This window comes from Hymenobacter qilianensis (assembly GCF_014489555.1).
Classification (GTDB): Bacteria; Bacteroidota; Bacteroidia; order Cytophagales; family Hymenobacteraceae; genus Hymenobacter; species Hymenobacter qilianensis.
Genome location: NZ_CP060784.1, coordinates 4,483,396 through 4,505,608 on the forward strand (window position 1 = coordinate 4,483,396; position 22,213 = coordinate 4,505,608).

A 22,213-nucleotide genomic window follows, 5' to 3' on the forward strand; every position below is an offset into this window, starting at 1 on the left:
ATTTCTTAGAATGCCGTCTCCTCTTTTACGCCTGCTACTTCGTCGCTTCGCTCTTCTGCTGGGTGTTTATGTGCTGTTGCGCGCGGGCTTCTACTGGGCAAATCAGGAAGTATTTCGGGAGGCATCGGGACCGGAGGTGGTGTGGGCATTCTGGCACGGCTTCCGGTTTGATATTGCGGCCCTGCTGCTGCTGAATCTGCCGTTTCTGCTGCTGTCAATGGTGCCGCGGTTTGACAAAGGCTGGCAGGGTTTGGTGCGCGGCGTCTATCTTACCTTGAACGCCACGGGTATGGCGCTCAACATTATTGACAGCCAGTACTTTAAATTCATCGGTAGGCGCACTACCGATGAGCTATTTACCATTACCGGCGACATTCAGCGGCAGGCAGGCCAACTGGCTTTTCACTACTGGTTTCTGGTGCCGCCGTTCGTGGTGTTGTTTGGGTTGCTGTGGTATTTCTACCCCATGCCCACGGCTGCAATTTTGCCCCCCAGCCCAATAAAAAGTTCCCCGTCACGCCGCCTCATTCGACCGCTGCTGGCGGTGGTGCTTATAGCGGCACTCACAGTTGTTGGCATCCGGGGCGGCTTGCAGCTCAAGCCGTTACGCACTGGCCACGCCTTCGTGCAAGTGCCACCGGTGTTGGGGCATCTGGCACTGAACAGCACCTTTACTTTTCTGCGCAGTCTGGGCTATCAGGCCGTGGAAAGGCGAACCTATTTTCAGTCTGATGCGCAATTGCAGCAAGCCTTGGCGCCGCGAATGCCAGACGCCAACCCCGGTGCCCCGCGCGACAACGTAGTTATTTTGCTGCTGGAAAGCTTTTCCTCCGAGTACACCGGCATTGAGAACGGGGCCGCGGCTACACGCCTTTCTTCGATTCGTTGGCCGCTGGGGGCTTTTTTTCCACGACCACTACGCCAACGGCCGCCGCTCCATAGAAGCCTTGCCGGCCGTGCTGGCAGGTATGCCGGCATTGATGGAAAGCCCGTTTATCACCTCGAATTTTCAAACCAATGAGCTGCACGGCCTGGGCGAGTTGCTGGGACGGCAGGGCTATGCCACATCGGTGTTTCATGGGGCCGAGAACGGGACGATGGGCTTTAATACGTTTGCCGGCATGGTAGGCGTGCAGCAGTATTTCGGGCTCAATGAATATCCCGACGGCGCCCAAAGTCCCGACTTTGATGGGCACTGGGGCATCTTCGATGAGCCTTACTTACAATACTTTGCCCGGCAGCTAAGTAAGCAGAAACAGCCGTTTTTCTCTACCGTTTTCACCCTCACTTCCCACGAGCCGTTCCCGGTGCCGACGCAGTACAAGGACCGCTTCACTCCCGGCAAACTACCCATTCACGCCTCCATCGGCTACACCGATTTCGCGCTCCGGCAGTTTTTCAAAACGGCCGCCCAGCAGCCCTGGTACAAGAATACGCTGTTCATTCTGCTGGCCGACCACACCTCCCAGACGCTTACGCCCGAGTATCAAAATACCTTAGGCAGCTACAAAACACCCCTGCTACTGTTCCACCCGGGCCGGAAATTGCCCCCCGCCAACGTGGGTCGCATCACCCAGCAAGCCGATATTCCCGCCACCGTGCTCGATTATCTGGGCATGGCTCCTGGTGGCAAGCTGCTGCCTTTTGGCTATTCCGTATTCGACACGCTGGCCAACGGTCGCGCCTTTTTCCTCACGGGCGGCTCGTATTATCTTGTTCACAACGACTATGTTACGGAGCTGACAGCCGACGACAAGGTACGCCTCTACCCTTACCAACGCCATAATTTGCCCCCCACGCCCATCGAAAACGCTGCCAAGGCCCAACAGTACGGCCGGGAGTTGCGGGCCAGCGTGCAGTATCTGACCAATGGGCTGCTGGATAACTCACTATACAAATTACCTGAGCAAGATTAACTCATCTGTCATGCAGAGCGCAGCGAAGCATCTCGCTCGCTGATGTTGCAATACTAAATCTAACGACCGCGAGCGAGATGCTTCGCTGCGCTCTGCATGACCTCCTATCTTAGACCCTTTTACGCAATCAGAGCTAGCGCTTGCGGGTAACTGGGAATTTCAGCTAAGCGCTGATTGTTTTTCTGAGCGAAGTCAACCAGCCAGCAATAGTGCTGCAAGCCATTGGTTAACAACAGAAACGGCGCTCCAATCGTCTGGTTATAGGTGGTAACCTGGTGCGCAACGGCAGCCGTGATGGGCACCGTGGCAGCCTTACATTCTACCAATAACAGTGGCGCCCCGCCGGGCCCGAAAGCGCAGATATCGGTGCGTTTCTGGCGTTGGTTGTAGGCGTGGCCGCGCTCAAGGCTAAGCAAGCTCCGCGGGTAGTTCAAATGCCCCGTGAGGTAGTGCACCACGTGCTGGCGCACCCACTCTTCGGGCGTGAGCACCACGTTTTTGCGGCGCAAGACATCCCATATCAGGGAGTTTGCGCCTGATTTTGTAAGTTTGTACTCGAAAGGCGGCAGGTCGAGGGCTTGCATCACCTCCAAAGGTACGGCCCGGAATCACTGCTTCCGCTTTTCACCCGCTGTACCGTCGTTCGAAAGTGCGACGGTTTTTTGTTTAAATGGCTAAATGGTCTTGGGTTGAATGGCTGGTCGTCTTATCACTTTGTTGGACAATCAGCTATTTAACCTCCAACCATGTAGTCCTTTAAAACAGCCATTTAACCAACAACCATTTAACCCCACCCTATGAAGAACAAATCCGCGATAGTGGAGAACTGGCTGCCGCGCTATACCGGCGTGCCACTCAAGGAGTTTGGGCAGTATATCCTGCTTACCAACTTTATCAATTACGTGAACATGTTCGCTGAGCAGTTCGACGTCGAGGTGCGGGGCCTAGATAAGCCCATGCAGTCAGCCACAGCCAATGGTATTACGATCATCAACTTCGGCATGGGCTCGCCCATGGCGGCCACAGTTATGGATCTGCTGTCGGCCATCAAGCCCAAGGCGGCTTTGTTTCTGGGCAAATGCGGCGGTTTGAAAAGCAAAACCAAGCTCGGCGACCTGATTCTGCCCATCGCGGCTATCCGCGGCGAGGGTACTTCCGATGACTATCTGCCGCCTGAAATCCCAGCCCTTCCCTCCTTCCGCTTGCAGCGGGCCGTGTCGTCGATGATCAAGAAGCACGAAAAGGACTATTGGACCGGTACCGTGTACACCACCAACCGCCGCGTGTGGGAGCACGACGACGCGTTCAAGGAGTACCTACGCCAGATTCGGGCAATGGCCGTTGACATGGAAACGGCCACGATTTTCGTGGTGGGCTTTATAAACGAGATTCCCCACGGGCCCTGCTGCTGGTAAGCGATAACCCAATGACACCCGAAGGCGTGAAAACCGCCGAAAGCGACTCGAAAGTAACCCAAGGCTACGTGCACACGCACTTGCAGATCGGCATCGACTCGCTGATTGAGCTGAAGAACTCCGGCGAATCGGTGAAGCACATGCGCTTCGAGTAAGCAGGAAGCCTGAATTTAGAAGTAGCTGGCATTATTAAAACAGAACGTCATGCAGAGCGGAGCGAAGCATCTCGCGTGCAGTCGTTGGATTTTCTAATCTGACAACCGCGAGCGAGATGCTTCGCTCCGCTCTGCATGACGTTCTGTTTTATGCCTACTAATGCGTTTGCTTTATCCTAATGCGCAAAGTATCTGGCTATAAATTTTGCAGCACCGCTTAACTTGCCCCTATGATTCGACTTTTACGCCCGCTTTTCCTACTGCTGCCGCTGCTTGGCGGATTCAGCAGCTGCCAAAATGCCCCCCAGCAGCAAGCCGCCGACCTGGTGGTGTACAACGCCACCGTGTACACCGTCGATTCGGCATTCTCCAAGGCTCAGGCTTTTGCCGTGCAGGATGGCAAGTTTCTGGCCGTCGGGACGGCGGACGAAATACGGCAGAAGTATAAGGGCAAGCAGGAAGTAGACGCTGGGGGCAATTTATCTACCCTGGCTTCTATGATGCGCACTGCCACTTCTACCGCTACGCCCTGGGCCTGCGCTTCGCTGATCTGGTAGGCACTACCTCGTGGGGCGACGTGGTGAGCACTCTACAACGGCAGCGCCAGCAGTACCCTCAGGCTGCATGGCTCATAGGTCGCGGCTGGGACCAGAATGACTGGCCCGCCAAGCAATTCCCTACCAAAGACACGCTGGACAAGCTATTTCCTAACGTGCCTGTGCTCATCACTCGCGTGGATGGCCACGCCGCCATCGTCAACCAGAAGGCTCTGGACCTGGCCGGTGTGACGATAAGCACACCCGTTAGCGGTGGCGTTATTGGCCGCGATGCTTTGGGAGAACTAACTGGTTTGCTAGTAGATAATGCCGTGGATCTGGTGTCGGCTAAAATTCCGGAGCCTTCCGCAACGGAAGCCAACGCCGCGCTCCTGCAAGCGCAGCAATTGTGCGTAGCCGTGGGCCTTACCAGCCTCGCTGATGCGGGCCTAGACAAAGCGAACATCGACCAAATGGAGGCCTTGCAGAAACAAGGCAAGCTGAAGCTGCGCCTGTACGCCATGCTGAATCCGACGGCGGCCAACAAGCAATTCTACTTTAAAAATGGCCCCGTAGAAACGGATCGGCTGACAGTGCGCTCTTTCAAAGTGTATGCCGATGGAGCCTTGGGTTCGCGGGGTGCTTGCTTGGTAGAGCCCTACCACGACCGGCCCAAAGAAACAGGCTTCCTGCTGTCTACTGAAAAGGAATACCGCGCTCTGGCTAAAGAAATTGCAGCCAGCAAATTCCAGATGAATACCCACGCCATCGGCGACTCGGCCAACCGCATTATCCTGAATATCTACGGGGAAGCGCTTAAGGGCCAAAAAGATAGACGGTGGCGCATCGAGCACGCCCAGGTTATCACGCCCGCCGATATGGGCAAGTTTGGGCAGTTTGGCATTGTGCCTTCGGTGCAGCCGACCCATGCCACCTCCGACATGTATTGGGCCGGTGAGCGGCTTGGGTCGGAGCGCGTAAAAACAGCCTACGCCTTTGAGCAGCTGCGCAAGCAATATGGGCAAGTAGCCCTGGGCAGCGACTTTCCGGTGGAAGATATTAATCCTCTCTTCGGCTTCCATTCCGCTGTGGCTCGCCAGGATGCGAAGAACTACCCGGAAGGTGGTTTTCAGCCCGAAAACGCCCTTTCCCGCCCCGATGCCCTGCGCGGCATGACCACTTGGGCGGCCCACGCTGCGTTTGAGGACAAGCAAAAAGGCAGCATTCAGCCCGGTATGGCCGCCGATTTTGTGCTGCTCAATAAGGACTTGCTCACAGCCCCGGCGCCCGAGCTACGTGGTGCCCAGGTGCAGCAAACCTGGATTGCTGGAGAGCGGGTTTTTTCGCTTAAGAAGTAGCTGCAGCAGAGTTGAGCACAGGCTATTCCCGAGTGCTACAAACCCATAAAAAAGCTCCCCAGATATGATTCTGGGGAGCTTTTTTCGTGAATCAAATTCTTAACCCCAACCTTGCTCATCGGCGCTGGGGCCGTACATGGCCGGCACCGGAATATCGAGCAGGCGCAGGTACACGCTGAGCTGGCCGCGGTGGTGAATGCTGTGATTCAGGCCCATAATGCGCAGCGCAGCACCTTTGGGACGCTCCATAAACACCTGGTCGCCGGCGTGCAGCTTAAAGGAGTGCGTGAGCTTCTCGTCATCCGACTCACTCAGGGCTTTGCGCAACGTGGCCGAATACTCGTCGAAGCGGGCCAGCAGCTCTTCTTTTGACGTGGGCGTTGGGCCCGGTTTGGGACCGTTCTTGTCAAGGAAATCCCGCGAATCGTGCTGCACGAAAAGCGTTTTGAACGCCAGCAGATTTACCACGTGAGATGCCAACTGTCCCAGCTTCATGCTTTTCGGATGCGGCTGGTAATCCGCCTTATCGAAAGGTACGCGCTCCAGTATTTTGCGGGTGGTCAACAGCTCGTGGTCGAGCTCGGAGAGTATATTTTGCTGAAGAGAAGAAGTGTGCATGGGGTGGATTATAAGAGGAAACTGGAATGTAACAATTAGAGACGCAATACCTTGCGGTTCATCGTTGAACGACTCGTTGCAGAACAACTCTGGCTAAAACACTCAACTAAACAACGACGAGACGCAAGGTATTGCGTCTCTACAGGGCGGCCTGTCTGATAGGGGTTTCTTCTGCAGTAGCGGCATCGGGGCGCAGGTTCTGGCCACGCATTCTGAACAGGAATATCAGGCCCAGAATAAAGAACACAATGAGGGCCAGAATGCTGTTGCGCATATCGCCCGTGATTTGGGAAATAATGCCAAAAACGGCCGTTCCGATTACAATACTGAGCTTTTCAGTGACGTCGAAAAAGCTGAAATAGGAAGCTGTATCGGGTGTATTCTCGGGAATAATTTTGGAATAGGTAGAGCGCGAAAGCGACTGTACGCCGCCCATAGTCAGGCCAATGACGGACGCCAACGCGTAGAAGCTCCATCCAGCCTGCACGAAGTAGCCCGCCACGCAGATCAGCGCCCACACGGCCACCGACCAGCTCAGCGCCCGCGTATTGCCAATGGCCTCGGACAAACGAGCAAATAAATAGGCGCCCAGAATGGCTACTACCTGCAAAAGCAAGATGGTGATAATCAGTGCCTGCGACTCTAGTTTGAGCACTTTATCACCGAACACGGTGGCTACGTACATCACCGTTTGCACGCCCATGTTGTAGGTAAAATAAGCCAGCAGAAAGCGCTTAAGCATAGGAAGCTGCTTGATCTGCTGCCACACATTACTCAGTTCGTGAAAGCCGTTGAGCAGGAAGTTGCCCTGGGCGGCGGGCATATGGTCGGGGCGGCCGGTGTCGGCGGGCAGGCGCGAAAGAGCGAATTGGCCGAAAATAGCCCACCACAGGCCCGTAAACAGGAAAGAGATGCGCGGCGGCAACGCTTTATTTGCCGGGTCGATGCCGACCAGATCGGGCTTGAGCACGATTACCAGACTCAGAACCAGCAGAATAACACTGCCCACATACCCGAGCGAAAATCCCTTGGCCGACAGCCGGTCATACTGATCTTCGGTGGCAATAAGTGGCAGATAGGAGTTGTAAAACACGATGCTGCCCGCCCAGCCAATGGTGGCCGACATCAGCAGCAGCACCGACAACCCAAAGGTCTCTTTCGTAAAGAAGAATAAACCCGCACATGAGGCCGCCCCCAGAAAGCAGAAAAAACGCAGAAACAGCTTCTTGCGACCCGAAAAGTCGGCAATGGCGGTAAGAATAGGGCTGAGCCCCGCAATAATGAGAAATGACGCCGAAATAGCGTATGTGTACAGCGAAGAGCCGGGCAGGTTGAAGCCCAGGAAGTTAACCATATCCTGACCCCGCTCATTGACGGCCACCGAGCCATAATAAATGGGAAATATCGTGCTGGTAATCACCAGCGGATACACCGAATTGGCCCAATCGTACATGGCCCAACCATTGGTAATACGCGAGTTATTCTTCTCGACTGGGGCCGAAGTAGCCACGGCAGCTTGCTGCATACAAACAGGGAAAGAAAGTGGTAGTGGGCAAGATAACGGGTTTTCGGGCAGTCCGGGTTACGCCAGTGGTTCAGCTTGCGAATCCGCATTCTCGGCGGCTTGTTCGCCCATGTCATTTTCCAGCAAAGATGCGTATTGGGCGGGCGTATCAACGTCCAAAATCCCCCCGGAAACGGTACGCTGCCCACGGCGCTGCCGTAGCTAGCAATGAGCTGGCGAGCCCCCTCCGCGCCACCCAGCTGGCGAAGCGCAGGAAACGTATCAGCACTAAAAACGGCGGGCACGCCGAGTGTACCACCGTAAGCCGCGGCCACCACCGGCGCCTGGGTCAGTTGCTGTTTCTTAATTAATTGCAGCAGCAATGCAGGCGTCAGCAAAGGTTGATCGCAGAGCATAACAACTATGGCTGAGGGCGGCTGGGGGGCTTTTTCCAAAGCTGCTAGTCCGGCCCGGATAGAGGAGCCCATACCCGTAGCCCAGTCAGCATTGTGAGCTGTGAGGAAAGACAAACCCTCGACTTCGGGAATTAAAGGCTCATGCAAAGCGCCCGTAACGAGCACCAGCGGCTGGCAACCCGTGGCCGCGGCTGTTTCGGCCGCCCAGCGCAGCAGCGTTTTGCCCTGATAGTACAACAGCTGCTTGGGCTGCCTCATCCGGGCAGATGCGCCGGCCGCTAATAGGATCAGAGCTACGGACGCCGCGGTAGCAGAATCGGGGTTTAACTCAGAGAGCATGAGGCTGCTACCGTCAGATTGTTTTCCGGCGCAAGGGAAGAAGTAAGCACGGGCGTCTGCTCATGAATGGGCCCGTCGATCTGGTGCAAAAAGCCCCCCGGACGACCTTTGAGCACCGCCTGCATCTCGGCCACAATGGAAAGCGCAATTTCTTCCGCCGTCTCTGCCCCGATATTCAAGCCCACCGGACTATACAGGCGCGGCACGAGCTGCTGGTTCGGCTGCAAACCTTCCGCTTCCAATTCCGCCAGTAGTCGATTGGCTTTTTTGCGCGGCCCCAACAAACCGATGTAAGGCGTAGCGGTAGGTAAAAGGTAACGTAGCGCAGCCAAGTCGTAATGATAATTGTGAGTCATGAGCAGGGCAAACTGCTGGCTGGGGGGCAAATTTGAAAGCTCGTCGAAGCTTAACACGCGCACCTCTTCCGCCTCCGGAAACCGCCCAGACGTAGCCTGCGCCGGCCGGCCATCCACCACGCGCACCAGCCAGCCCAAGCCAGCAGCCAGGCGCACCAGGGGCTGCACATCGTTGCCGGCACCGAATACCGTAACGCGCACGGGCGGCGGTATCACTTCCAGAAAAACCCGCAACGTGCCCGCCACCGTGTCATAATCGGCGGTGGCTGACTGGACGCTGTTCAAGGTTTGTTGGGCGTGCTCTAGTAGTTGGGCAGCTATACTGGCTTCAAAATTCAGCGCGCCCTGGTTGGTACCATCGCGCAGCAAAAGCAGACGCTCGCCTACCTTCACTTCGGTATTTGTACTTAAGCTAAAGCCCGTCAGCAATACTGCTGGCTGCTCCTGCTGGACACAGGCACGCAGCAATTCTATGGGATTTGTCAGGTCACTAAAATCGAGGGGCTCCAGCAGAATCTGAATTATTCCTTGGCAGCCCAAGCTAACGCCGTGCTCCACGTCTTCTTCCTCATCCATAGAATCGTAGGTGACCAGCGCCGGTTTGCGGCGTACGATGGCCTGGCGAGCCCTCCGACGAGCATCTCCTTCTAAGCAACCTCCACTAATGGCGCCCGTCAGCTGTCCATCCTCCGTTACCAACATACGCGCCCCCGGCCGACGATAAGCCGAGCCATTTACATGCACCACGGTAGCCAGCGCACACGCCCGGCCAGCCGCACGATGCGCGTCGTAGGCAGCAAGTAAACGGCGTATTTCACTCATAAAACTGCTTATTAATCTGCATCAGCCGCCTCATAGCATACCCGGCCCGCGCGGCACTCAGCAGCTTCCGCCACCTCGTCATCCGGACCAAACGACTCCATTGTACGCAAACACCAGCAAGTAGCGGTCATTCCATCAACTAAAAGCCAGGGCTGATCTCCACCCTCACTCGTCCCTAAGCCCGTTTTGCTACGCAAAAAACGACAGATACCGGTATGAGTTTCAAGGAGAACGGGAATGTAAGTGGGCATATAAATATGTTGTTCAATGGAGGCCTCAACCCCTAGCCCCTTCTCCTAGGGGAGAAGGGGGACTAGTTTTTAGTTATTCTAGAAAACTAGCTATAGTTAGAACTTTAGTAATTTAGAACTAGTCCCCCTTCTCCCCTAGGAGAAGGGGCTAGGGGTTGAGGCCTCTCCTACACCTCCCCTGCTTTCAAAATCGCCCGCTTCACTATGGCTGCAAAAATCGGCACTTTGTAGGCGTTGTGTTCCAGCGGAGTTGCTCCGGTAGTAGCTGCCTGCCCGGCGGCGCGGGCAGTTTCTTCGTTTATTGGTTTGCCAATTAAGGCTGCTTCAGCAGCGGCGGCACGCAGTGGAACCGGGGCGGCGGCGCCCAGCACAATGCTGGCCTTGGTGCAGCGGCCATTTTGCTGCTCCAGCACCACGGCTACGTCGGCCAGCGCCCAATCATAGCTTTCGCGCTCCCCAAATTTGATGTACCAAGAGCCAGTACCGGCAGCGGGCGTGGGCAGCAACACATCAGTAATCAGCTCATTGGGCTGAATCGAATTCTCGCGCTTTACATCCTTTTCCGGCGTCACGAAAAACTGCTCCAGCGGCACCCGTCGCACGCCTTGCGGACCCGTCAATTCGACTTGGGCTCCGAAGGCGACCAAAGCCGTACTAATGCTGGAACCATGCACCGCCGAGCAAGTCTGGTTTCCCAGGATTGCATGGTACTTATTCTCGGCGCCGGGCTGGTTAGCGAAGCAAACAGTACCGCCTTTTTTCAGGCACTTAAAATTCTCATTGCGAAAATACCAGCAGTGCGGACGCTGCATAATATTGCCCCCCAGCGTGGCCGCGTTGCGCACTTGCGGCGTTGCGGCATGGCTGACTGCTTCGGTAAGAGCACGGTAGCTTTTGTGCAGGTCGCCGTCGCGCTCCAGCTGGGCTAAGGTGACCAAAGCGCCAAGGTGAGTGCCGTCTTTGCCCGCATTACGAATCGCGTCCAGCTTGGGCAAGTTGCCGATTCCTACAATGCGAGCGGGCGCCAGTACGTGCTCCTTCATCAAATCCAGCACGTCCACGCCACCGGCTTTGAAGATGGTGGCCGACTCCGGCTTGGCATTCACCAGCATAGCATCGGCTACCGGCGTTGTGTTTTGGCCCGTAGCCTGCTTGACGCTTGTTGCGTCGGTCCATTGAAAGGCGTTCATCCTGCTATGTCGTTAATTAGGCAGTATTTGCTAGTCAGAAAGTGAAGTAACCTGAGCTATACTTTGCCTAGTTTCTGTTTGGGTTTGGCCAGCGCATTTAGGACTCGCTCAGGCGTAATGGGCAGCTCATAAATACGCACCCCAATGGCATTGTACACGGCATTAGCCACGGCTGCGGCAGTAGCTACGTTGGCCGATTCAGCAATACCCAGCGCATCGGTTGAGCTGGTAGCGGTGTATTCCTCTACCATGATGATGTCGATTTGGGGTACCTCGCGTGAGCCTAGTATTTTATACTGGTCGAGGTTGGCGTTCATCATGTGGCCGTAGTTGCGGTCCATATGGCGGTTTTCGTACAGTGCCCAGCTGATGCCCTGCAAAATTCCCCCGTTGATCTGGCTTTCCAGCGCCAGTGGATTAATAGGGCGGCCACAGTCGTGGGCACCCACTACCCGCTCCACTTTCACGTAGCCAGTCTCGGTATCCACGCTCACTTCCACAAACTGAATTCCGCCCGATTGCCCGAAGGATACCCCCGGCCGGAAGAAACCGCCATAGTCATCCTTGCGCTTTTCGGTGGCCGAAACCTGCTGGGTTGGCAGTTTTTGGGCTGCTTCGCGGAAGCTCAAGCTTTTACCAGCGTTGCTTTTCGCCACAATTTTGCCCCCCACAAACGCCAACTCACTAGCCGCCACGCCCATGCTTGGTGCCACCGCGGTCAATAGCTGCTGTCCAACTTTGTAGGCGGCGGTGCGGGCCGGCGGCGTAATGGAGCCTGTGGTTTTGCTTCCGCCCGAGCCAGGGCCGGGCGGATAATTCGTGTCGCCGATGCGTACGGTTACGTCGGTGGGTTGCAGGCCCAACTCTTCGGCTACCACCTGGGCCAGCACCGTGCGGATACCTGTTCCCAAGTCCTGTACGCTCGACATGATTTCCACGGAGCCATCCTGGTGCAAGCGCACCTCGCAGGAGGAGTCCATATCAATAAAACGCCCCCACTCCGACTGGGCCGCGCCCACGCCGCGCTTCACCACGCCGGGCGAGGAGCCGGGGGCTTGGCGCTTGCTCCAGCCAAAACGCTCAGCGCCCACGCGGCGCTGCTCGCGGCGCATCTCACTTTTGTCAATCTTGTCGCGTAGGGCTAGAGCATCCACACCTACCTTTTCAGCCAACTCATCGATGAGCTGCTCCAGGGCAAATGCCCCCTGCGGCGCGCCAGGCGCGCGGAAGGCTGCGCCTGGTCCGGCATTGGTAAGTACGTCGTATTGCTCGCCCTTAAAGTTGGGGTTGGTGAGGTACATGGTTTCGGCAATCCAGCCAACGCCCGCGCCCAAGCCCACGCCGGCCGTGCCGTAGCTGGTGAGCTGCATAGCAGTGAGCGTTCCATCTTTTTTGGCCCCAATACGCAGATTTTGCACCGAGTTAGGCCGATTACCAACTGCTACGTGCTCCTCGCGCCTATCGAGCATAATACGCACGGGCACGCCTGTTTTCTTCGACAAATGCGTGGCGGCTACGCCGTAGTTACCGGCGCCGTATTTGGCCCCAAATCCGCCCCCATAAACTCGGTAATCACGCGTACCTGCGTTTTGGGCAGCTTAAACAGCTCGGCCATTTCGCTGCGGGCGCCGGCCGTATCCTGAGTAGAGAGGTACACGGTCAGGCCATCGGGACGGTAGTCGGCTACCATGCCATGGGTTTCCAGTGGGGCGTGGGTTTGCACTTGGGTTCTAAACTCGCCCTCCACAATGATTTCGGCTTCCTTGAAGCCTTTTTCTACGTTGCCGCGCGAGCCGCCAAACATGCTTTTGGTACTCGGGCCGCGCACGTTGCCTTTCTGGGGCAAGCCCCCGGCCGCGCCGCCGCCACCGCCACTCTCCTCCATACTTACCTGCTTGCCGCCGTACACCAGCGGCGCATCGGGTTTGCGGGCATCATCCAGGTCAGTTACGAAGGGCAGCAATTCATATTCCACCTTAATCAGGCGGGCAGCTTCGTCGGCGGCTTGCTGGGTGGTAGCGGCTACGGCCGCAATGGGCTGCCCGGCGTAGCGCACCTTCGGAAATTTGCCCCCCGTAGACTGCACTTTCGGGTTTTTGTGGTTGGGGTCGCGCTCAATAGCTGAGCCCATCACCGTTTCAATGATATAAATGGCCTTCACACCAGGGTAACGCTCGGCGGCGCTGGTATCTACGCCCTTCACGTTGGCGTGCGGATGCGGCGAGCGGTACATGCGGCCATACAGCATGCCCGGCAGGTTGATATCGTAGGTATACTTGGCCTGACCGGTTACTTTCAAATGCGCATCGAGCCGACGGGTGCGCTTGCCCAACACGTTCAGCTTGTCGTTTACCGCCAGCACGGGCGGCTCATCGGTGGGCACTTCGCGGGTAATGGTCTTCAGATTTACACCCGGAATGCCCATTGGCATTGTCAGCGACTGGGTAGCAGCCGGCGCCGCCGAACCGATGGCCGGGGCCGCCAGTGCGGCGGCGAGGGCAGCAAACTTGCCCTCCTTCTTCGCCGACTTTTTGAGTTTACGGTAGCTGGCCATAATCTATCCTTTGGCGGCCTGGGCCTGGGTTTGGGAGTAAGCAATACCGGCCGCGGCCAGCGTAGCCTCAAATACTTTGGGGTATGTACCACATCGGCAGAGGTTGCCGCTGGTGGCTGTTTTCACGTCGTCGAGCGTGGGCTTGGGGTTGCGTTGCAACAGGCTGGCGCAGCTCATCACCATGCCCGGCGTACAGAAGCCGCACATGCTGGCATCGTGAGCCACAAAAGCCTCCTGCACGGGGTGAAGCTTGCCATTTTTGGCCAAGCCTTCGATGGTCGTTATTTCGCGCTTGCCTACTTCAATGGCCAACGTCATGCAGGAGTTGACGGGCGTATTATCGAGCCACACCGTGCAAGCCGAGCAGGCTCCCCGGTCGCACACTACTTTGGTGCCCGTCAGATTCAGCTCTATGCGCAGCACTTCCGCCAAGGTCTGACGAGGCTCAATAGCGACTTTCTTCTTGTCACCATTGATCTTGAGCGTGACGCTGGTGCGTCCTGGACCAACCGTATCGGGTGCGGGGGCCGCTGCTTCGGCATCGGCCAAACCAGCAATGCCGCTGGTCATCAGTACGCCACCAGCCGCCGTGATGCCAGCGCCTTTCAGGAAACCACGCCGCGACAGGCCCCGGCCCGCGTTGGCGCTTTGTTCAGAGTTCTCTTCGGGATCTTTCATCTAGCTTATAAATAGAAAAGCGCTTCGAATACTCAGCCAAGCATTTGGGGGGCTTTTTCAGGCCAAAGCAATGCAGATCAGCTGAGAGGCAGGTATTGTTCAGTACCAATAGCTGAGCTTACCATACGCAGTATGATCAGCTATGACTAAGATAAACAGATCATTCCAAAAATGGCTTGAGGCTACCTTCAAAAGGTGGTTTAAAATACCTGCACACAGAAAAGCCTGACTCCAGGGCCAGGCTTTTCTAGGGCTTAATAAGGGCTGAATTACTAACGCTGACAAGGGCCAGGTGTCGTGGAAATGACGCCCGCTCTACCAGCTTCGCAAGCGTTGCCGTAGGTCTTGCCGTCGCAGCCGCAGACTGGGTCTACGTTTGCGGGGCAAGGCCCGGAGCTGATTTTACTTTTGTCAATGCAATTCGGGTCCGGATCGGAGTCGGAGTTGCAGGCCATCAGAGTTACTAGCAGTAAGCAGGACAATACCTTTTTCATGATTCTAAACTGATTGAGGCGGGAGTAATAAATGGAGCCTTAAAAAGCCCCCCAGGTTGCATTGATGATGTGTTCGGGCCTGGATAAAATAAGAAACCCGCCGCTGGCACCTCGCACTACGGACTGTATCTTCGTGGAAGCAGAGAAACGAAGCAGTGGAGCCCCAGCCCGAACATCGCAAAATCATTCACCTCGACATGGACGCCTTCTACGCTTCCGTGGAGCAGCTCGACAATCCTGCCCTGCGCGGACGGCCTGTGGCGGTTGGTGGCTCGCGGCAGCGCGGCGTGGTAGCGGCCGCCAGCTATGAAGCGCGCGAGTTTGGCGTACGCTCTGCCATGGCGTCGTCGGTAGCGCTGCGCAAATGCCCGGATTTGGTTTTTGTGAAGCCGCGCTTCGATGTATACAAAGCCGTTTCGCGGCAGATCAGAGCCATTTTTGCGGAATACACGCCGCTTATCGAGCCCGTTTCGCTGGACGAGGCTTACCTAGACGTAACTCAAAATCTCAAGCACATTGCGTCGGCTACGCAGGTGGCCCAGCAGATTCGGGGGGCAATTCTGGCCGAAACTCAACTCACGGCCTCGGCGGGCATTTCCTACAATAAGTTTCTAGCCAAATTAGCTTCCGACTATCGCAAGCCAAACGGGCAGTTTGTCATTCGTCCACACCAAGGGCTGGCGTTGGTAGAGACGTTGGCCGTGGGCCAGTTCCACGGCATCGGCCCCGTGACGGCCGCGCGCATGAACCAGCTAAGCATTTTCACCGGCCTCGATTTGCGCTTACAAACAGAGGCGTTTCTACGGCAGAACTTCGGCAAAGCGGGCAGTTACTACTATGCAATTGCCCGCGCGCAAGACAACCGCCCCGTGGTAGCCGACCGGATTCGTAAGTCCGTAGGCTCCGAAACCACATTTGAGCAGGACTTGGCCAGCTATGAAGAGTTGATGCAAGGAATTGCCCCCTGCCTGGAATCCGTATGGGACTATTGTGAGCGCACCGAAACCAGAGGCCGCACGGTTACGGTGAAAGTCAAATATGCCGACTTCCAGCAAGTCACACGTAGCCGCACAGCCCTAGCTTCCGTCCATACCAAAGCCATGCTTGAACAGATCAGCTTAGAGCTACTAGCCGGACTGCTGCCCTTGTCCCAGGGCGTTCGACTGCTGGGCGTGTCCCTGTCAAATTTGGATAGTGAAGAAGTTACCGGCCGACAATTAGCCTTAATTTTTTAGGATTTCTAACTGACCACCTAAATCCTAATGTTCTGCACATTAAAAACCCCAAATCTTTAAGCTGGGGGCTTTTTCGCTTATTATGCTCACCACTAACCTACCTCAATCGATTTAGATAGGTAGATTTATAAGGCAGATTTTTTTTGGAAGCACATGATTTAATTTGCAAATTGTTGGAGTTTCTAGTACTCTTAACAAGAATTTCGCCCAACATCCCAGCTCTCTAACCCCTTATGAATGTCCTCATAATGTCACTGCGAGCTGGTTTGGCCCTTGTAGCCTGGTGATGTCTGGCATGTAGCCACCCTTTTTTTTGAGCCTTTACACAATCGTTTGTGAATAAGTCTCGACACAATCGATTGTGCATTCTATTATTTTCCATCCCCACCATTTCCCACTTCATGAAAAAGCCTGTACCCAAAATGAGTCGGTTAGCTATTCCGGCTCTTCTTTGCTGCCTGCCCTTTCAGCCATACACAGCGGCGGCAGCATCTTACTCTGAGTTCTTAGCTAGCTCACTAACCGTTCAGACTCCCGACGTGACCATTAATGGCCGGATAACGGACGAAAATGGTGAAGGCTTGCCTGGTGTAAACGTAGTGGTCAAAGGCACTACCAATGGTACACAAACAGGTGCAGACGGCAGCTATACCCTTACGGCCCCCGACAATGCCACGCTGGTCATTTCTTACGTAGGCTACACTTCCCAAGAAATAGCTGTTGGAGGGCGAACTACCATTAATGTGGGCTTGGTACCCGATGCGAAGGCACTGAGTGAGGTAGTAGTAGTAGGTTATCTGACCGAAGACCGCCAAAACGTGAGTAGCTCAGTGAGCAGCCTCGACGTGAAAGAGGCGAACAAAGCACCTGTAGCAACGGCTACCCAAGCGCTTCAGGGCCGCCTGCCTGGCGTACAGGTAACCGGCTCGGGCGGACCAGGTGCTGCCCCGATTGTTAATATTCGAGGTATTGGTACCCTAGGTAATGCTGGCAGTGGCCCACTCTATGTAATCGACGGGTTGTGGACTGATAATATTCGGGATCTGAACCCAAATGATATTGAGTCGCTCACTGTCCTGAAAGATGCCTCTTCTACAGCCGTTTACGGTTCACGGGGTGCCAACGGCGTAGTACAGATTACCACGAAAAAGGGTAAAGCTGGCGCACCTGCCATTAGCTTCAATGGGTATATGGGCGTAGATCAGATCTCTAAGACCTATAACCTAACCAACGCCAGCGAGTGGGCCGACCGCGCCGTTATTGCTTATCAGAACGCTGGCCTTGACCCATTGAATAACGGACAAAACAGCTTAGCTGGCGCTGTAAAAGGTCCGGGTGGTGCCTTCGACCCGAGTATCGATACCGATTGGCAAGATGAGTTTTTCCAAACTGGCCGACTCGAGGATTACAACCTATCTTTCTCTGGTGGATCATCGGGGGAGAAGAGCACTACCAACTTCCTGATTTCAGGTGAATATTTTCACCAAGAAGGAATTGTAAAAGGCCCTGACTTTCAGCGCTACAGCTTACGCCTTAACTCCGGATTTACCCGCGGACGTTTACGCTTACAAGAAAACGTGCAGCTCACCCACCTCGATGTCACGCTGCTAAACGGCGCGCCATTCATCGATGTGCTCACCATGCTGCCCAGCATTCCGGTATATGATCCGGCGAATGAAGGAGGATTTGGAACTGGTTCGACCCGCCTCAACACGTTTGCCACGAACCCCATTGGTGCGCAAGCGTTGCTGAATCGCACGCAATCTGACAACCGCTTGGCAGGTAACATCAGTGCTGAGTACTCCTTCTTCGATTTTCTTACTTACCGCCTGAACGTGGCCATGGACGGCCATACGTACAGCAATGCTGATGCCCAGCAGTCTGGTATTCTCCGTCAGAACACTCGCATCAACACCTCGTCGCTTAATGAGTTTTTAGGCTATGACTTGTTCCTGCTGGGTGAAAACACGTTGAACTTCAATAAGCGACTAGGTGACCACACTGTGAATGCGCTGGTTGGTGTTTCGGAACAGAGCCTCCGTGCTCATAACGTGCAAGCTGGCGGACAGGGCTACACTCAGGCTGGGGGCAATATTTCTTCGAGCTGAGCGCTGCACCAAAAGTTGGGGTTGTTCAAGGCAGCTCTTTCAGGAACACAAAACGTTCTTTCTTCGCTCAGGCTACTTACGATTACAAAAACCGCTATCTGTTATCCGTTAGCGCCCGCCGCGATGGTTCCTCCCGCTTTACAGAGGATAACCGCTGGGGAAACTTTGGTGCCGCCTCGGTTGGCTGGCGCCTAAGCGAAGAAGAATTCTTCAAGACAACTGTACCGCAGGTGAATAACCTGAAGCTACGTGCCAGCTATGGTGCCAATGGCAACGACGCCGTAGCCGGTGCTGCCGGTGGTAGCTATCTTACGCAGGCTATTGTAGGCCAAAACGTGAACTACGTGATTGGTACTGGCCAGAACATCGTCAATGGTCAGTCACAGTTGGCTCTTCCTAGCCCTGATATTAAATGGGAAGAGCGCTACACGACAAACGTAGGTTTGGACCTTGGCGCATGGGATGACCGTATTACGCTGTCTACTGATTACTATATCTCCAAAACCCGCAACGCACTGGCACCAGTACAGGTGCTGACTTACCTAGGTCACTTTGGTGCTACTCTGTTCCAAAATGCGGGCGATATCGAGAACCGTGGTTTTGAATTGGCTTTAGGCTACCACGAAAACAAAAGTGCCTTCACTTATGGTGCTGACTTTACGCTCACCACGGTTAAAAATGAGGTTACATCGCTGCCCGTTGTAGGCCAAGTATTAGAAGGTGGCGAACTCCTGACTCGCTCGGAGGTGGGCCGTTCGCTCGGTGAGTTTTACCTGATTCCTTTCGATGGCATCTTCCAATCGGCGGATGAAGTAGCCAACTACAGAAACTCTGCTGGTACCGTTATTCAACCCTTCGCTTCAGCTGGCGACGTGCGCTACCGGGATACCAACGATGACGGACGGATTAACAACAGTGACGCGGTTTATTCAGGGAAATCAATTCCTAACCTGCTGATGGGTCTGAATCTGAATGCTGCCTTCAAAGGCTTTGATCTGTCAGTGTTCTTTAACTCCGTAAGCGGCAACAAGATTTATAACCAAGCCCGCAGAGACTTGGAAAGCTACGCTGGCCCAAACAACTACAACGCCGACGTAGAACCTTGGTCTCCTGAAAACCCATCGACTTCTACGCCACGGTTGCTGCAAGGTGGTGGTAGCGGCGACTTGGGCTTAGCTGCTGCTTCCAACTCGCTGTTTAACACAACGCGCTGGCTGGAAGATGGATCATACATCCGTTTGCGGAACATTCAGCTTGGCTACACCTTGCCAACGTCAGTGACAAGCAAAGTACCAAGCTTGGGCAGCATTCGTGTGTATGTGACCGGCCGCAATGTATTTACCGCTACGGACTACACAGGCTTCGATCCGGAGATTACCGGCACGGGCTTCTACAGCCGCGGCGTCGACATCAGCTCTTATCCCAACGTGCGCAGTTTCACGGGCGGCGTACAGGTTAACTTCTAAATCACGACGGGGTAATAGATACTTTTTACCTACTGCCCCACCCAAATCGTTTTCTCTACTTAGATGAAAAGCAATAAACTACTTACTCTTCTGCTCGCGGGGGTCTTTTGATGACCACAGCCTGCGAAAAGGACCTGTTGGATCAGAGCAATCCGAACGCTCCCACCAAGGACAACTTCTGGCAAAACGAGGCTGATGCTGTAAAAGGAGTATATGCCGCTTACTCTGGTCTCCAGCAGTTTGCTGTGTACTACCGCAGCTGGCACTTCATGGCGCACCGCTCCGATGAGTCGTTCAGTGCAAGCCCTTTTGTGGAGTTGGCCAACTTTACGCGCTTCATCCAGCCCGATGTAGACTTCTTTATCTCGTCGTTTGCTTGGAACGATTACTACCGTACGATTTACCGTACGAATCAGGTAATCGGCCGGGTGCCCGGTATTACCATGGACGAAACGCTGAAAAAACAGTTGGTTGCCGAAGCCAAGTTCATACGGGCCCTGTCGTACTTCGATATGGCTTATTTCTTCGGCAATGTGCCTCTGATCTTGGAAGAGCCTAGTGACGTAACTGCCCGGGCACCTCAGGTAACACAGGCAGAGACGGAGGTACAGATGATTACCGATTTACAATCTGCTATTCCAGACCTTCCCCTTTCGTACAATGACGACCAAAAAGGTCGTGCTACTAAGGGCGCGGCGCAGGCACTGCTCGCCAAAGTGTACATGCAGCAGCGTAAGTGGGCAGAGGCTTCTGCTTTATTCACTCAAATCGCGGCTTCAAACCAATATGATTTGGTACCCAACTACCTTGACAACTTCACCGATCGGAACGAGAATAACCGCGAGTCGGTATTTGAAGTGCAGTTTACGGGTTCAGTGCTGGAAGTGGGTCAGGGCCAGGACAATGGCTCGGCTTCGGAAAGCCACGACCGTCCCAACTTCTTTGGCCCTCCCGGTCCTACGTTTGCCGACGTGCAGCCCCGTCGCTGGTTGCTCAATGCTTATACGGACTCCACGGTATCGTTTGCTCCGGGCAGCACAACCAGACACAGAATCGATCCTCGGCGCGATATCAGCATTATTCACGCTGGCAACCCGGATGTCTTCTACGGCCGCACCTTCCAGCAATGGAACTGGAACCCCAACCAGCAGTACTGGCGCAAGTATCTGAATGACCGCACCCGCACTGATGAGAACTTTTCATCGGGCATCAACCACCGCGTTATTCGCTACGCCGATGTACTCTTGATGCAAGCCGAAGCTCTCGCCCAACTCAATCAGGTAAGTGCAGCGCTGCCACTCGTTAATAGAGTACGCACCCGCGTAGACCTGAGACCGCTAACTGGCAACTTCACGCGTGAGTCTATGCTCCAGGCTATCTATATGGAACGGGCGAAAGAATTGGCTGGCGAAGGTACCCGCTGGTTCGATATTCTTCGCTGGGGCCTGATGGACAACCAAGCTGGCATTGATGAGTTGAAAACGCGCGATACGGACTTCAACAACTTCCGTCTGGGTGTCTCGAAGCTACTGCCAATACCACGGCGTGACCTTGGTATTGACCCCAACCTCAAACAGAATCCTGGCTATTAACCGATTGATTAATTGATAGACACACAGCCGCTCCGGCCACAGCTGGAGCGGCTGTTTTCGTCTGGTACTTACCAATAGTGTTGCTATGCGTGATTTTGCTCCCCAGCCTTTCCAACAGCTTATGCATTCTGGGTCGCGCTGGCTGCTTATGGTTTGCATGGTGCTAGCTGTTGCCTGCGGCAAAGAAAAGGCCGCCCCAGCCCCCTCTCCTGTTACCCAACCTACTACCCCACCGGCACCGAACAACACAACCTTTACTAACCCTTTGCTGCCCTCGGGCGCCGATCCGTGGGTGGCCCAAAAGGATGGGTTTTACTATTACATGAATACCACGTACACTGACCTGCGCATCTGGAAAACGGCCAAGATGTCGGACCTGTCGCTGGCGAATAGCACTACCATTTGGCGACCTGAGGCGAACAGCCCAGCAGGTGGCAACTTATGGGCTCCGGAGCTCTATTTCTTTGATGGGAAGTGGTATGTATACTATTCAGCGGGTCCGGCGGGCACCAACTTGGGCCTGCAGCGCACGTGGGTACTGGAAAACAGCGCCGCCGATCCAACTACTGGAACCTGGATTAATAAAGGTCGCGTCTATAATCCCAATGCCGACTTTTGGGCCATTGACGGTACCGTGCTGGAGCAAAATAACAAGCGCTATTTCATCTGGTCGGGGCACGATGGTGTAAATGGTGTTCAGCGGCTTTATATCTCTGAGATGAGCAACCCCTGGACGCTGACGGGGCCACGGGTAGAGCTTTCGAGCCCCGAGCATCCGTGGGAAAACGTGGGCCCGCCCTACGTAAACGAAGGGCCCGAAATTATCAAGCACGATAACAAGACGTTTCTGGTGTACTCGGCCAGCTTTTGCGGCACCGATTCCTATGCGCTAGGCATGCTGACAGCCACGGCTACGGCTGACCCCATGCTCCCTGCTTCCTGGACTAAGTCAAGCAAACCAGTCTTTACCCAAAGTCCCGTTAACCGCGCTTTTGCCACCGGCCACAATGGCTTTTTCAAGTCGAAAGATGGACAAGAGGATTGGCTGATTTATCACGCTAACTCCAACCCTGGCGAGGGTTGCGTAGAGAAGCGAAATCCACGCATGCAGAAGTTCAATTGGAACGCTGATGGCTCACCCAATTTCGGCACACCGGTAGCTATCAACACCCCCGTTACGAAACCTGGGGGAGAGTAACCCTTTGCCCTA

At 55.0% G+C, this 22,213-nt stretch carries 18 protein-coding genes and 2 pseudogenes; 10 read left to right on the forward strand and 10 right to left on the reverse strand.

Annotated elements, in window-relative coordinates:
- Nucleotides 1–10 precede the first annotated feature (10 nt).
- Together H9L05_RS24280 and H9L05_RS20325 are read left to right on the forward strand one after the other, a co-directional pair.
- Nucleotides 11–1,021, forward strand: a complete 1,011-nt coding sequence (locus tag H9L05_RS24280) for an LTA synthase family protein (protein WP_223284599.1) — start codon at nucleotides 11–13, stop codon at nucleotides 1,019–1,021.
- Nucleotides 948–1,916 carry an LTA synthase family protein gene (locus tag H9L05_RS20325; RefSeq protein ID WP_394368502.1) on the forward strand — a complete coding sequence of 323 codons (969 nt, stop codon included), beginning with the start codon at nucleotides 948–950 and terminating at the stop codon, nucleotides 1,914–1,916. The genes H9L05_RS24280 and H9L05_RS20325 overlap by 74 nt, the downstream gene beginning before the upstream one ends.
- A gap of 119 nt (nucleotides 1,917–2,035) precedes the next feature.
- Here H9L05_RS20325 and H9L05_RS20330 read toward each other — a convergent pair whose 3' ends face one another.
- The gene (locus H9L05_RS20330; RefSeq protein ID WP_187732445.1) at nucleotides 2,036–2,500 is read right to left on the reverse strand and encodes a type I restriction enzyme HsdR N-terminal domain-containing protein; all 465 of its coding nucleotides are present in this window, start codon (nucleotides 2,498–2,500) and stop codon (nucleotides 2,036–2,038) included.
- A 213-nt stretch (nucleotides 2,501–2,713) separates the two neighbouring features.
- Between H9L05_RS20330 and H9L05_RS20335 the strand changes: the two are divergent.
- The 3 genes and pseudogenes from H9L05_RS20335 to H9L05_RS20340 all read left to right on the forward strand — a co-directional run bounded on the left by H9L05_RS20335 (nucleotide 2,714) and on the right by H9L05_RS20340 (nucleotide 5,380).
- Nucleotides 2,714–3,486 (forward strand): annotated as a pseudogene (locus H9L05_RS20335) (AMP nucleosidase).
- Between the two features lie 230 nt (nucleotides 3,487–3,716).
- Nucleotides 3,717–4,043, forward strand: coding sequence for a hypothetical protein (locus H9L05_RS26530; protein WP_317175036.1), 327 nt, complete (start codon nucleotides 3,717–3,719; stop codon nucleotides 4,041–4,043).
- Nucleotides 4,016–5,380 (forward strand): amidohydrolase, encoded by a 1,365-nt coding sequence (locus H9L05_RS20340; RefSeq protein ID WP_317175204.1) that lies wholly within the window; start codon nucleotides 4,016–4,018, stop codon nucleotides 5,378–5,380. Before H9L05_RS26530 ends, H9L05_RS20340 begins: the two co-directional genes overlap by 28 nt.
- A 99-nt stretch (nucleotides 5,381–5,479) precedes the next feature.
- Here the strand turns inward: H9L05_RS20340 and H9L05_RS20345 are convergent, their stop codons facing one another.
- From H9L05_RS20345 to H9L05_RS20380, 9 genes and pseudogenes are all read right to left on the reverse strand, one after another.
- Nucleotides 5,480–5,998 carry a DinB family protein gene (locus tag H9L05_RS20345; RefSeq protein WP_187732446.1) on the reverse strand — a complete coding sequence of 173 codons (519 nt, stop codon included), beginning with the start codon at nucleotides 5,996–5,998 and terminating at the stop codon, nucleotides 5,480–5,482.
- A 139-nt stretch (nucleotides 5,999–6,137) separates the two neighbouring features.
- Nucleotides 6,138–7,523 (reverse strand): MFS transporter, encoded by a 1,386-nt coding sequence (locus H9L05_RS20350; protein ID WP_187732447.1) that lies wholly within the window; start codon nucleotides 7,521–7,523, stop codon nucleotides 6,138–6,140.
- Entirely contained in the window at nucleotides 7,415–8,257 is an 843-nt protein-coding gene (locus tag H9L05_RS20355; protein WP_187732448.1) for a nucleotidyltransferase family protein, read from the reverse strand. The genes H9L05_RS20350 and H9L05_RS20355 overlap by 109 nt, the downstream gene beginning before the upstream one ends.
- Nucleotides 8,242–9,435, reverse strand: coding sequence for an XdhC family protein (locus tag H9L05_RS20360; protein WP_187732449.1), 1,194 nt, complete (start codon nucleotides 9,433–9,435; stop codon nucleotides 8,242–8,244). Before H9L05_RS20360 ends, H9L05_RS20355 begins: the two co-directional genes overlap by 16 nt.
- A gap of 418 nt (nucleotides 9,436–9,853) precedes the next feature.
- Nucleotides 9,854–10,876 carry an FAD binding domain-containing protein gene (locus tag H9L05_RS20365; RefSeq protein ID WP_187732450.1) on the reverse strand — a complete coding sequence of 341 codons (1,023 nt, stop codon included), beginning with the start codon at nucleotides 10,874–10,876 and terminating at the stop codon, nucleotides 9,854–9,856.
- Between the two features lie 56 nt (nucleotides 10,877–10,932).
- On the reverse strand, nucleotides 10,933–11,988 hold the full coding sequence (locus H9L05_RS25345) for a xanthine dehydrogenase family protein molybdopterin-binding subunit (protein ID WP_394368503.1): 1,056 nt from the start codon (nucleotides 11,986–11,988) through the stop codon (nucleotides 10,933–10,935).
- A gap of 75 nt (nucleotides 11,989–12,063) precedes the next feature.
- Nucleotides 12,064–13,430 (reverse strand): annotated as a pseudogene (locus tag H9L05_RS25350) (xanthine dehydrogenase family protein molybdopterin-binding subunit); the annotation flags it as partial.
- A 3-nt stretch (nucleotides 13,431–13,433) separates the two neighbouring features.
- A complete protein-coding gene (locus H9L05_RS20375) occupies nucleotides 13,434–14,108 on the reverse strand; it encodes a (2Fe-2S)-binding protein (RefSeq protein ID WP_187732451.1) in 675 nt (224 codons plus the stop codon).
- 272 nt (nucleotides 14,109–14,380) lie between these two features.
- On the reverse strand, nucleotides 14,381–14,602 hold the full coding sequence (locus tag H9L05_RS20380; RefSeq protein ID WP_187732452.1) for a Kazal-type serine protease inhibitor family protein: 222 nt from the start codon (nucleotides 14,600–14,602) through the stop codon (nucleotides 14,381–14,383).
- A 197-nt stretch (nucleotides 14,603–14,799) separates the two neighbouring features.
- Between H9L05_RS20380 and dinB the strand changes: the two genes are divergently transcribed.
- From dinB to H9L05_RS20405, 5 genes are all read left to right on the forward strand, one after another.
- Nucleotides 14,800–15,837, forward strand: coding sequence for a DNA polymerase IV (gene dinB / locus H9L05_RS20385; RefSeq protein ID WP_229743094.1), 1,038 nt, complete (start codon nucleotides 14,800–14,802; stop codon nucleotides 15,835–15,837).
- Between the two features lie 401 nt (nucleotides 15,838–16,238).
- The gene (locus H9L05_RS25355) at nucleotides 16,239–17,945 is read left to right on the forward strand and encodes a SusC/RagA family TonB-linked outer membrane protein (protein WP_187732454.1); all 1,707 of its coding nucleotides are present in this window, start codon (nucleotides 16,239–16,241) and stop codon (nucleotides 17,943–17,945) included.
- Entirely contained in the window at nucleotides 17,942–19,411 is a 1,470-nt protein-coding gene (locus tag H9L05_RS25360) for a SusC/RagA family TonB-linked outer membrane protein (RefSeq protein WP_187734353.1), read from the forward strand. The genes H9L05_RS25355 and H9L05_RS25360 overlap by 4 nt, the downstream gene beginning before the upstream one ends.
- 110 nt (nucleotides 19,412–19,521) lie before the next feature.
- The gene (locus H9L05_RS20400) at nucleotides 19,522–21,003 is read left to right on the forward strand and encodes a RagB/SusD family nutrient uptake outer membrane protein (protein ID WP_223284994.1); all 1,482 of its coding nucleotides are present in this window, start codon (nucleotides 19,522–19,524) and stop codon (nucleotides 21,001–21,003) included.
- A gap of 85 nt (nucleotides 21,004–21,088) precedes the next feature.
- Nucleotides 21,089–22,201, forward strand: coding sequence for a glycoside hydrolase family 43 protein (locus H9L05_RS20405; RefSeq protein ID WP_223284600.1), 1,113 nt, complete (start codon nucleotides 21,089–21,091; stop codon nucleotides 22,199–22,201).
- Nucleotides 22,202–22,213: the final 12 nt, after the last annotated feature.

What these genes read in the sequence shown, in the direction of transcription:
- H9L05_RS24280 (WP_223284599.1), top strand. Translation starts at nt 11, where the DNA reads ATGCCGTCTCCTCTTTTACGCCTGCTACTTCGTCGCTTCGCTCTTCTG.
- H9L05_RS20330 (WP_187732445.1), bottom strand. Translation starts at nt 2,500, where the DNA reads ATGCAAGCCCTCGACCTGCCGCCTTTCGAGTACAAACTTACAAAATCA.
- H9L05_RS26530 (WP_317175036.1), top strand. Translation starts at nt 3,717, where the DNA reads ATGATTCGACTTTTACGCCCGCTTTTCCTACTGCTGCCGCTGCTTGGC.
- H9L05_RS20345 (WP_187732446.1), bottom strand. Translation starts at nt 5,998, where the DNA reads ATGCACACTTCTTCTCTTCAGCAAAATATACTCTCCGAGCTCGACCAC.
- H9L05_RS20350 (WP_187732447.1), bottom strand. Translation starts at nt 7,523, where the DNA reads ATGCAGCAAGCTGCCGTGGCTACTTCGGCCCCAGTCGAGAAGAATAAC.
- H9L05_RS20355 (WP_187732448.1), bottom strand. Translation starts at nt 8,257, where the DNA reads ATGCTCTCTGAGTTAAACCCCGATTCTGCTACCGCGGCGTCCGTAGCT.
- H9L05_RS20360 (WP_187732449.1), bottom strand. Translation starts at nt 9,435, where the DNA reads ATGAGTGAAATACGCCGTTTACTTGCTGCCTACGACGCGCATCGTGCG.
- H9L05_RS20365 (WP_187732450.1), bottom strand. Translation starts at nt 10,876, where the DNA reads ATGAACGCCTTTCAATGGACCGACGCAACAAGCGTCAAGCAGGCTACG.
- H9L05_RS25345 (WP_394368503.1), bottom strand. Translation starts at nt 11,988, where the DNA reads ATGCGCCGCGAGCAGCGCCGCGTGGGCGCTGAGCGTTTTGGCTGGAGC.
- H9L05_RS20375 (WP_187732451.1), bottom strand. Translation starts at nt 14,108, where the DNA reads ATGAAAGATCCCGAAGAGAACTCTGAACAAAGCGCCAACGCGGGCCGG.
- H9L05_RS20380 (WP_187732452.1), bottom strand. Translation starts at nt 14,602, where the DNA reads ATGAAAAAGGTATTGTCCTGCTTACTGCTAGTAACTCTGATGGCCTGC.
- dinB (WP_229743094.1), top strand. Translation starts at nt 14,800, where the DNA reads ATGGACGCCTTCTACGCTTCCGTGGAGCAGCTCGACAATCCTGCCCTG.
- H9L05_RS25355 (WP_187732454.1), top strand. Translation starts at nt 16,239, where the DNA reads ATGAAAAAGCCTGTACCCAAAATGAGTCGGTTAGCTATTCCGGCTCTT.
- H9L05_RS20400 (WP_223284994.1), top strand. Translation starts at nt 19,522, where the DNA reads ATGACCACAGCCTGCGAAAAGGACCTGTTGGATCAGAGCAATCCGAAC.
- H9L05_RS20405 (WP_223284600.1), top strand. Translation starts at nt 21,089, where the DNA reads ATGCGTGATTTTGCTCCCCAGCCTTTCCAACAGCTTATGCATTCTGGG.